The organism is Neisseria sp. Marseille-Q2251 (genome assembly GCF_940793045.1).
Lineage (GTDB): Bacteria > Pseudomonadota > Gammaproteobacteria > Burkholderiales > Neisseriaceae > Neisseria.
The window spans coordinates 62,005-71,824 of record NZ_CALNWV010000011.1; the positions used below are offsets into that span (position 1 = coordinate 62,005).

At 48.0% G+C, this 9,820-nt stretch carries 12 protein-coding genes, 1 tRNA gene and 1 pseudogene; 9 read left to right on the forward strand and 5 right to left on the reverse strand.

Annotated features, from left to right (window positions below):
- Positions 1 to 29: 29 nt before the first annotated feature.
- Both AAG834_RS06115 and AAG834_RS06120 read right to left on the reverse strand, forming a co-directional pair.
- Entirely contained in the window at positions 30 to 1,862 is a 1,833-nt protein-coding gene (locus AAG834_RS06115; RefSeq protein WP_342031584.1) for a PglL family O-oligosaccharyltransferase, read from the reverse strand.
- Positions 1,862 to 2,224 (reverse strand): DUF2069 domain-containing protein, encoded by a 363-nt coding sequence (locus AAG834_RS06120; RefSeq protein ID WP_070773153.1) that lies wholly within the window; start codon positions 2,222 to 2,224, stop codon positions 1,862 to 1,864. Before AAG834_RS06120 ends, AAG834_RS06115 begins: the two co-directional genes overlap by 1 nt.
- 216 nt (positions 2,225 to 2,440) lie before the next feature.
- Between AAG834_RS06120 and AAG834_RS06125 the strand changes: the two genes are divergently transcribed.
- Together AAG834_RS06125 and AAG834_RS06130 are read left to right on the forward strand one after the other, a co-directional pair.
- Entirely contained in the window at positions 2,441 to 3,142 is a 702-nt protein-coding gene (locus AAG834_RS06125) for a murein hydrolase activator EnvC family protein (protein WP_342031585.1), read from the forward strand.
- Positions 3,143 to 3,283: 141 nt separating this feature from the next.
- Positions 3,284 to 3,391: pseudogene (locus AAG834_RS06130) on the forward strand (IS5/IS1182 family transposase); the annotation flags it as partial.
- A gap of 91 nt (positions 3,392 to 3,482) precedes the next feature.
- Here the strand turns inward: AAG834_RS06130 and AAG834_RS06135 are convergent.
- Positions 3,483 to 3,968, reverse strand: coding sequence for an SMI1/KNR4 family protein (locus AAG834_RS06135; RefSeq protein WP_342031586.1), 486 nt, complete (start codon positions 3,966 to 3,968; stop codon positions 3,483 to 3,485).
- A 130-nt stretch (positions 3,969 to 4,098) separates the two neighbouring features.
- Here AAG834_RS06135 and AAG834_RS06140 point away from each other — a divergent pair, with 130 nt between their 5' ends.
- Positions 4,099 to 4,515, forward strand: a complete 417-nt coding sequence (locus tag AAG834_RS06140) for a hypothetical protein (RefSeq protein WP_342031587.1) — start codon at positions 4,099 to 4,101, stop codon at positions 4,513 to 4,515.
- A gap of 111 nt (positions 4,516 to 4,626) precedes the next feature.
- A complete protein-coding gene (locus AAG834_RS06145) occupies positions 4,627 to 4,902 on the forward strand; it encodes a hypothetical protein (RefSeq protein ID WP_342031588.1) in 276 nt (91 codons plus the stop codon).
- A 323-nt stretch (positions 4,903 to 5,225) separates the two neighbouring features.
- Here AAG834_RS06145 and AAG834_RS06150 read toward each other — a convergent pair.
- Positions 5,226 to 5,301, reverse strand: a tRNA-Glu gene (locus AAG834_RS06150).
- A 155-nt stretch (positions 5,302 to 5,456) separates the two neighbouring features.
- Between AAG834_RS06150 and AAG834_RS06155 the strand changes: the two genes are divergently transcribed.
- The 4 genes from AAG834_RS06155 (at position 5,457) to serS (ending at position 9,169) form a co-directional block, all read left to right on the forward strand.
- The gene (locus AAG834_RS06155; RefSeq protein ID WP_342031589.1) at positions 5,457 to 6,356 is read left to right on the forward strand and encodes a recombination-associated protein RdgC; all 900 of its coding nucleotides are present in this window, start codon (positions 5,457 to 5,459) and stop codon (positions 6,354 to 6,356) included.
- Positions 6,357 to 6,572: 216 nt separating this feature from the next.
- On the forward strand, positions 6,573 to 6,989 hold the full coding sequence (locus AAG834_RS06165) for an MORN repeat-containing protein (protein ID WP_342031590.1): 417 nt from the start codon (positions 6,573 to 6,575) through the stop codon (positions 6,987 to 6,989).
- A 70-nt stretch (positions 6,990 to 7,059) separates the two neighbouring features.
- Positions 7,060 to 7,626, forward strand: coding sequence for a dCTP deaminase (gene dcd, locus AAG834_RS06170; protein WP_003741335.1), 567 nt, complete (start codon positions 7,060 to 7,062; stop codon positions 7,624 to 7,626).
- 238 nt (positions 7,627 to 7,864) lie between these two features.
- Entirely contained in the window at positions 7,865 to 9,169 is a 1,305-nt protein-coding gene (gene serS, locus AAG834_RS06175; protein ID WP_342031591.1) for a serine--tRNA ligase, read from the forward strand.
- A 121-nt stretch (positions 9,170 to 9,290) separates the two neighbouring features.
- Here serS and AAG834_RS06180 read toward each other — a convergent pair whose 3' ends face one another.
- On the reverse strand, positions 9,291 to 9,533 hold the full coding sequence (locus tag AAG834_RS06180; protein ID WP_342031592.1) for a putative hemolysin: 243 nt from the start codon (positions 9,531 to 9,533) through the stop codon (positions 9,291 to 9,293).
- A 195-nt stretch (positions 9,534 to 9,728) separates the two neighbouring features.
- On the opposite strand from AAG834_RS06180, the gene AAG834_RS06185 reads away from it, so the two are divergent.
- A partial coding sequence (locus tag AAG834_RS06185) for an IS630 transposase-related protein (RefSeq protein WP_218965968.1) occupies positions 9,729 to 9,820 on the forward strand: 92 nt, incomplete at its 3' end.

Genomic DNA, 9,820 nt, shown 5'->3' on the forward strand with positions numbered 1-9,820 from the left:
CAGACGACCTTGTTACATCAGCCTATTGCTTATTGCACAACATCGCAAGATTTCGCTTTTTCGTGTTTAGGCGCGTTGACGAAATCTTTGCAGTCCGCCAGCAGCTTGGGCAAAAGCGGTTGGAACACGGGATGGCTGCGCAGTTTGCCCGCGTAAAACGACATCATGTACGGATAATAATACTGCATCGCCTGCATCCATTTCGCACCCTCTTCCGTCTTGCCTTGACGGTAGAGGTACAGTGCCACCTGATAAGCGTTGGAATACGGACGGTAAGACAAGGAATCGATTGCCGCCTTCTCCGCCCAAGGTTTGACCTGCATATCGGTCGGCTCGGCTCGGCGGGTCAGACTGAGGTCAGCATAATAAGCCAACATCGGACTGTTTTCAGAAATATGGCGCAAACCGTTAATTTTACGTCCGACCATATCCGTACTTTCATTTTTCGGAATCCGGCTGTAATCGACCAAATCCGTATAAGTCCAACCCATGTGCAGCAGCCCGCCGATAATCAGCAGCGTAGCAAGCCCGCCCGCCCAATTTCTGCCGCGCGCCCAAGCGAGGTCGTCTGAAACGTCTTCATAACGTGCCGGCGCAAGTGCGAACATCAATACAAACGGTGTCAGGAAATAGATATACCACAGAGGATACTCCAGCATACTGTGGCACATACTGACGGCAACCATAGACAGCAGCAGCAGTGAAGCCGGATGGTAAGGACGCACCAGCATCCGCCACAGCCCCGCAAGCATCGTCAGGGCAACCAATACCGTACCGACCAGCCCGACTTCGGAGAGCAGTTGTAAAACAATATTGTGCGAATGGGTAAACAATACTCCTAGGATATTATTCGGGAAATACTGCTGCTCCGCATTAATCCAGAAAGTCTGTTGGGCAAAGCTGTTCCAGCCGTGTCCGAACCAAGGCGCGGACAAAAAGGCAGTCCAAGCCTTACGCCATTCAATCTGACGCATCGAACCTTCAAAACCGCTGTTTCCGGCGCGTTCGACCGCCGTTTCATATTGACCGTTGCCCAGCAGCTCCAAAATCGAACCCATCGTAAATTGAAATACCGCCACCAACGCGACCGTCAGGAAAAATATCCGCACCAGCCTCGCAGAATCCCGTCCTGCACGCCAACGCCACAGCGGCAAAATCAACGCCACGCCGGCCACATAGCCCAGAATCGTGCGCGAGTTGACCAAACCCAACACAGCCGTCATCAGGGAAACCAACAAAAATCCCAGCCAGCCCGGCATTTTGCGGGTTGACCACAAATAAGCCGCCGCCAAAACACCCCACATCAAATAATGCCCGAGGTGGTTGCGCTGCCCAAGCTGACCGCTGACCTCTTTTCCGCTATACACAATCATGTTGCGCAGGAACCCAAGATCGTACCAGCCCTTAAACTGTATAAACGCAATCGCAGCCTGCAGCAACGTACCAAACAGCAGCGACCACGCAAACACCGTCACAATGCGTTCCTGCCCGTAGGCAGCCACCCAACCGCGGCAAGCCCATACAGCCAACGCCAGAATGACAAACGTCCACATCACCATATCGTTCATGCCGACGTAAATCAAATCCATCATCCGCGCCTGAAGCCACCAAAAAGCCGCCAAAACCAGCAAACCGACAGCCGCCTTAGGCAGGCGTACACTCAACAAACCCTTATACGCCGTGACCAACACCAGCATCAGCGCGCCCAAAAGCGAAGCCGCTTCCAGATAAAAACTCGACAACGGACCGACACGGTAAAAAGACAAAAACGGTGCGGCGCATATCCACAAGAAACAGCACCACAACGGCAGCAAACGCTTGTCCCATTCACTCTTAAGGTCGTCTGAAAAACGCATAAACATTATTTTCCCGCCTTTCTCTGCTGCTTCACAAAAGCCAGGCATGCAACAAAAAACACCAAACACGCCGTCAACGATAAAGCGGCACACACCACCTCGGCAGTACCCGCATTAAACAAACGCATCACCGCCTCGGCAAAATAAATCAAAATCAACATAGAACTATACTGGTAAGTATAAACTTTACCCTTCAAAATACCCGACAACGGCAGGCACAAAGGCAAAGCCTTCAGCGCCAGCCACGAACCGCCGCTGCGCAAAGGCGCAATCCACAGCTCCCAAGATAAAGAAAGGACAATCAAAAAAATCAAGCTGCCGCAAGCAGCCAGATAAGGTAAAGAAGATTTATGAGAAGAAGTATTCACGGATAAAGTTCAACAGGCATCGCGCCGAGTGTAAAATGCAGGATTATACCGAAAACCGAAACAGCCGTTGCAGCCCGACCGTTTCAGACGACCCCGAGCTACCGTCAACATCCGTCGTATTGCTTTTCAAACTGTCCGACGAATCAAAAAGATACCCTATCAGGTTGAACCTTCGAGCCTGCCCATAATCCTATTGATTTATCCATTTAGTTCCCTATGAAAACAAACCGTACCCTATCTTTCAAAACCGCACTTCTCCGCCTGACCGCATTAGGCTTGGCATTCACGCTCGCCGCCTGTGCCGGCGGCGGCTCGCCCACCGGCGCCGTACCCGACGGCTACTACCGCGTCAAACCGGGCGACACCCTCAGCCAAATCGCCAAACGCTACGGACAAAACGTCAACACCTTGGCATCATGGAACAATCTGAACAACGCCTCACAAATTGAAGTCGGACAAGTCTTGCGCGTCCGTAAAAACGCCGCCAACCGCCCCCGCTCCGGCAGCACTGACATCAGCAGCGCCAAAACCGTCGCCCCCGTCAACCGCCTGACCCTGCAATGGCCGGTCGACAACGGCAAAAATTCCATCATCCGCGGCTACAACAGCACAACCAACAAAGGCATCGACATCGGCGGTATGCTCGGACAAAGCGTCAAATCCGCAGCAGCCGGAACCGTCATCTACGTCGGCGAAGAAGTCCGCGGCTACGGCAAACTGATTCTCATCAGCCACAACGACTTCTCCATCACCGCCTACGCACACAACGACACCATTCTGGTTCAAAAAGACCAAAAAGTCGCAGCAGGCCAGCCAATTGCCACCATGGGCAATACCGACACAGACGGCGTCAAACTGCATTTCGAAGTCCGCATGAACGGCAAAGCCGTCGACCCGATGCAGTACCTGCCCAACTGATTTACATCTTAATAGAACCCAAACCAAGCCTCAGCCCGATTCCGACAAACGGATGACAGGTCGTCTGAAATGCAAAAACGCTTCTGTTTTAAGAGACAGAAGCGTTTTTTACAATTTGGCATTTTCGAGGAGATGCTGATGTATAGTGGATTAAATTTAAATCAGGACAAGGCGACGAAGCCGCAGACAGTACAGATAGTACGGCAAGGCGAGGCAACGCCGTACTGGTTTAAAGTTAATCCACTATACTTTACCTATAATCAAATACTGTATAAAACAGTACGAAGGGAACTTTTCAGACGAGCCATGGAGCTATAGTCGTATAGTAGGCTATAGCTTGCTAATATAACTTTCTCAGCAATTCCAAAAAATTATCCGCTACTATCCCCACTTCTTCATCAATAGAATCAATATTATGATTAAAAAACCGAATTTTTCCGTCTAAAGATAAAATAATATTATCACCGGAAGGCGTATTCGCAATAGGTAGTCCATATTGTTGAAAGTCTGGATATATATCAATAATGGAGTTAAGCTTATAGTCAGATTTAAAAGAAAAAAAATGGTCTATAACTATCTTATTACCCTTTATTCTAACTTTAGATGGAATTCCTCCATTGTGTTTAAGTAAAAATTGAATATAATCTTCATCAATTCGACAGCCTAAATTATCTTGTAATTGGGCAATCTCATCAGGCTCGGGATTATTTGAATAATACGCCTTAATTAAATTTTGTAAGGTCTTTTTGTCTGGCAAAATTCCATATTCTCTCATTTGCTGAACGTCAGTTTGACTCAAACCAAATTTTTTAAATTTGATATTCATCTTCAAATTACTCCTATTGACTATTTAGTCAAATCCTTTAAATTTTATATTTTATTTCTTTATATTATTTCTAATGAAACAGGGATAATATACAAGATATTTTACAGACAACTTAAAATAGCGATACTATATGTTTGATTTTTTCATTAAAAATCCAATTTCTATAGATGAAATTATAGAATTTCTTGCCTCAGCCTTAGGCTGTGCTTCAAATAAAATTCTAGCAACCACTTTTGAAAAACTTAATGATCCAAATTTTCCAGACAATGATTTGAATGAAATATGCTGTCTTTGTGTTTATTCTAAAATTGATGGCAATGCTTCTTGGCTTGTGAATTTATATAGGATTTCAGCAACAGATGATGAAATTAGAGATAAAATTATAGCAGTATCTCAACTCAAACATATTGCCTGTTATATCCCTAATGATGACTTTAATGGATATTTATTGACTGGGGAATCGGAAAGTCCAATTCAAGTTTATGAAGATGAAGATATAGAAGAAGAAAATACATATGTATTTAACCAATTAATTTCAAATTCCTGAATATTTAACAAATACAATCACCCTTCTGCTTCAGAATTCAACATTCACGGTCGTCTGAAAACCTGATTTTGGGATTTCCAGACGACCACATCATGAAAAGATACCTATATTATGTCATTAGAAATTAAGAATTTTTTATCTATTAATGATGCTGAGGAAATCGATTCAGCTTTAAATCAACTGCCTTGGACTGGATCAAGCATAGATTGGGATAAGATTAAAGGCGAGAAGCTGCGTATTTCCTTATTTGGGGAAATAACGACAGCCTCTATTCATTATGACACTTTTAAAAGATTTAAAGCTTGCCAAGGAAAGCATGTGGTAATTTACTACTCGCCATCACATCAACCTTGGATACTGAGTACGGATAATTTTATTTATAATTAGTTAAGCATCTTTGAAGAATTACTTGCGTTTCCTAGATTTATAGTATTTTGTTATGAAAGAATCTGGCAGCCTGGATATTTAGAAAATTCAATAGAATGCGAACCTATTGGAGAGTTGATGGGTTTAGTCTGAAAAAGAACCATAACTCGCATAATTTCTTAATTTGCACACAAGGTATGTATGGAATGCATGCGCAGGGATTGAGGCATGCGATGCAGATTCTTTAATGGCTGCATTAAAACACTCAATACCCAACCCCATCCATTCCCAAAAGACAAAAAAATAAACCCTTACTGTTCTCTAGTAAGGGTTTATTGAAAATCTGGCACGCCCACGGGGATTCGAACCCCGGTTGCCGCCGTGAAAGGGCAGTGTCCTAGGCCTCTAGACGATGGGCGCGTAACCGAGTTGCGAACTATACATAAGCGTTAAAACGCTGTCAACGGGTCTGGCGTTTTTTATGGTCAAACTGGTTTCAGACGACCCTTCTGCTCCTTATCTTTGTATCGGCTTTGCCTGTATAATGCCGCTTTTAATGAAAAGGAAAACAAACCATGTGGTTCAAGCAGATCAGTTTTTATCCGCTCAACAAAGAAAAGCTGCCCGAAGCGGACGTACTTGCCGACAAACTTGCGGAGGCTGAATTTACCCGCTGCCAAGGTTTGGACTGGTCCAGCGAAGGCTTTGCCGCACCGGTTCCGTTCTCTCCCGAACTCGTTTTCCCTGCCGATTTTACTTTGCGCGTCGCCCTGAAAAAAGAAGAAAAAGTCCTGCCTGCCGGCGTCATCCGCGATATTTTGGAAGAGAAGGTGGCGGAAATTCAAAACAATGAAGCCCGCAATGTCGGCCGCAAGGAAAAACAAGAGCTTAAAGAACAGATTACGGACGACCTACTGCCCCGCGCGTTTACCCGCAGCAGCCGTACTGAAGCAGTGTTCAACACCCGCCACGGCTATCTGCTCGTCAACAATGCGGCTTCCGCCAAAGCGGAAAACATCCTGACCAAGCTGCGCGAAGCCTTGGGCGGTTTGGAAGCCTCGCTGCCGAATACCAAGCAATCACCCTCCTCCCTGATGACCGAATGGCTTTTGCAAGGGCATTGCGAGGGCGGTTTTGAATTGGACAGTGATTGCGAACTCAAAGGCGTGGGTGATGTTGTTCCCGTCGTCAAAGTGTCCAAACAAGATTTGACCGCCGATGAAGTGGTTCAACACGTCAAAAACGGCAAAACCGTGACCCAACTGGGCTTAGTGTGGCGCGAACAAATCGCCTTCATCCTCACGCAAGACTTCACGCTCAAGCGCATCCAATACCTCGACGTATTGCAGGAAGAAGCCGAGAGCAACGGCGACGATGCTGCTAGCCTTGCCTTCGCCTCACAAATCCTGATGGCGGAATCCGTCAACACCATGTTGGAAGAGCTGGTTTCCTATTTGGGCGGCTGGCAAGACTAATTTTTCAGACGACCTTTACACGATATAGTGGATTAACAAAAATCAGGACAAGGCGACGAAGCCGCAGACAGTACAGATAGTACGGAACCGATTCACTTGATGCTTCAGCACCTTAGAGAATCGTTCTCTTTGAGCTAAGGCGAGATAACGCCGTACTGGTTTAAAGTTAATCCACTATAAAAGGTCGTCTGAAACCTACATCCGATGGACAACCTTATGTTTAAACACCTCGCATTCCTGCCGCTTGCCATTATGCTTGCCCTCCCCGCCTCAGCCGCCGTCCTGAATTCCTATCAAGAACCGGGCTGCACCTACGACGGCGATGTCGGCAAAGACGGCAAACCCGCCGGCAAAGGTACATGGCGCTGCCAAGACGGACGCAGCTACACCGGCGCGTTTAAAAACGGCAAATTCGACGGTCAAGGCGTTTACACTGTCTCCGTCAACCGCGAAACCTTCATCGAGCCGTTCAATTCCAACAGCACCAAGTTCCGCAACATGGTACTGTCAGGCACGTTCAAAAAAGGCCTGGCACACGGCAAATTCACCGCCTCGCAAAACGGCGAAACCGTCTTCATCATGAAATGCGAAAACGGCATGATTAAAGAAGTGAAACTGCCCAAAACCAAATAATCCCGTCCCGCATTTTCAGACGACCTCCCCGAAGACGTCGTCTGAAACCGCAAGAAACAAGGAAAACATTATGAGCATCAAGTCCGACAAATGGATACGCCGCATGAGCGAAGAGTTCGGCATGATCGACCCCTTCGAGCCGAACCAAATCAAAGAAGCCAACGGACAGCGCATCATCTCCTACGGCACGTCCAGCTACGGCTACGACATCCGCTGCGCCAACGAATTTAAAATTTTCACCAACATCAACAGCACCATCGTCGATCCCAAAAACTTCGACCCCAAAAACTTCGTCACCGTCGAAGACGACTGCTGCATCATCCCGCCCAATTCCTTCGCACTGGCGCGCACGGTCGAATATTTCCGCATCCCGCGCAACGTCCTGACCGTCTGTTTGGGCAAATCCACCTACGCCCGCTGCGGCATCATCGTCAACGTCACCCCGTTCGAGCCGGAATGGGAAGGCTACGTTACCCTCGAGTTTTCCAACACCACTCCCCTACCCGCCAAAATCTACGCCGGCGAAGGCGTGGCGCAAGTCCTCTTCTTCGAGAGCGACGAAATCTGCGAAACTTCCTACAAAGACCGCAACGGCAAATACATGGGTCAAACCGGCGTCACCCTGCCGAAAACCTGATGATGGCAATCTGCCGCCCGTCTTTTGCAGACATTAAGGGCATTAGAAAAAACAAATCCGACGGCATCGGGTTTAGCGTATCCGAATCCGTCCGAGGTCGTCTGAAAACTTAAATCCGGCGTTTCAGACGACCCTTTTCATATCTGCCGCAAAGCCCGCCGCCCAACGCTTCCATTGTGAAAATATCCTTAATTTGGTTTACAATGATGCCATTTCCAAATCTTACCGAGAGAACAAAATGTTAGACATCCAACAGCTCCGCAGCCACACCGCAGCCGTCGCCGAACGTTTGGCACAGCGCGGTTACGAGTTTGATACCGCACGTTTCAATGCCTTGGAAGAGCAGCGCAAAGCCGTCCAAGTGAAAACCGAAGAACTGCAAGCCTCGCGCAACAGCATTTCCAAACAAATCGGCGCATTGAAAGGACAGGGTAAACACGAAGAGGCGCAGGCGGCCATGGATCAAGTTGCCCAAATCAAAACCGATTTGGAGCAGGCAGCCGCCGATTTGGATGCCGTTCAGAAAGAATTGGACGCATGGTTGTTAAGCATTCCCAACCTGCCGCACGAAAGCGTCCCCGTCGGTAAAGACGAAACCGAAAACGTCGAAGTCCGCAAAGTCGGCACACCGCGCGAATTTGACTTTGAAATCAAAGACCATGTCGATTTGGGCGAACCTTTGGGCTTGGATTTCGAAGGCGGCGCGAAACTGTCCGGCGCGCGCTTTACCGTCATGAAAGGTCAAATCGCCCGCTTGCACCGCGCGCTGGCGCAATTCATGCTCGATACGCACACGCTGAAACATGGCTATACCGAGCATTACACACCCTACATCGTGGACGACACCACCCTGCAAGGCACGGGCCAACTGCCTAAATTTGCAGAAGATTTGTTCCACGTTACCCGCGGCGGCGACGAGAGCAAAAAAACGCAATATCTGATTCCGACTGCCGAAGTGACGCTGACCAATACCGTTGCCGACAGCATCGTGGCAGGCAGCGATTTGCCGCTGAAGCTGACCGCCCATTCTCCATGCTTCCGTTCCGAAGCGGGCGCATACGGCAAAGACGTGCGCGGTCTGATTCGCCAACACCAGTTCGACAAAGTGGAAATGGTACAAATTGTTCATCCCGAAAAATCATACGAAGCGCTGGAAGAAATGGTCGGTCACGCCGAAAACATCCTGAAGGCTTTGGAACTGCCCTACCGCGTGATTACCCTGTGTACCGGCGACATGGGCTTCGGCGCAACCAAAACGTATGACTTGGAAGTCTGGGTTCCCGCGCAAAATACCTACCGCGAAATCTCAAGCTGCTCCAACTGCGAAGATTTTCAGGCCCGCCGCATGAAAGCACGCTTCAAAGACGAAAACGGCAAAAACCGCTTGGTACACACTTTAAACGGCTCCGGCTTGGCAGTCGGCCGTACTTTGGTGGCGGTTTTGGAGAACCATCAAAACGCCGACGGCAGCATCAATATTCCTGCCGCTTTGCAGCCTTACATGGGCGGCGTGACCAAACTGGAAATCCAGCAAACCGCGTAACTGCATTCCATCGCAAACATGTCAAAAGGTCGTCTGAAACCCTTAAACAAGGTTTCAGACGACCTTTCTTTATCATATTTAGCGGCAATCAGAACATCATCTCGTCCGAATGCCCAAAGCGTTAATTTTTATTGTTCTGACGGAAATATTCCCATTCTTCAACGACCGTACCGTCCGGCAGATGGCACAGCGCATACTCCGCACCGTCCTTGTCTTTTTTCATTTCCAACTTGCCGCCTTGCTTCACGCAAAACTCAAAAGCCGGATTTGCCGCGCCGACCATAGGGGCATCTTCATTACCAGACGTACCGCAAGCCGCCAAAACCGCAGCGGCGGCAATGCTTAAAACAGCAGGTTTAATCATATTATTTCCTTTCGATATTGTGATTCAGACGACCTCAGCCCAAATTTCGCGACAGGCAACACGAGCTGCCGCGCTGTTTTCACGGGTCATCCGAGTGAAATCGGACAGTTTCTATTGAAAGAAAGTTCCTACGCTTGAGCAAATATAGTTAATTAAAAACAAAATAGTACAATACTCAACTTTTAAGGTCTAACCATGGCATACTCTGCGGACTTAAGAAACAAAGCTTTAAACTATTACGAACAATGCAAAAACATCAGCCAAACCGCAGCGACGTTTAACTTGTC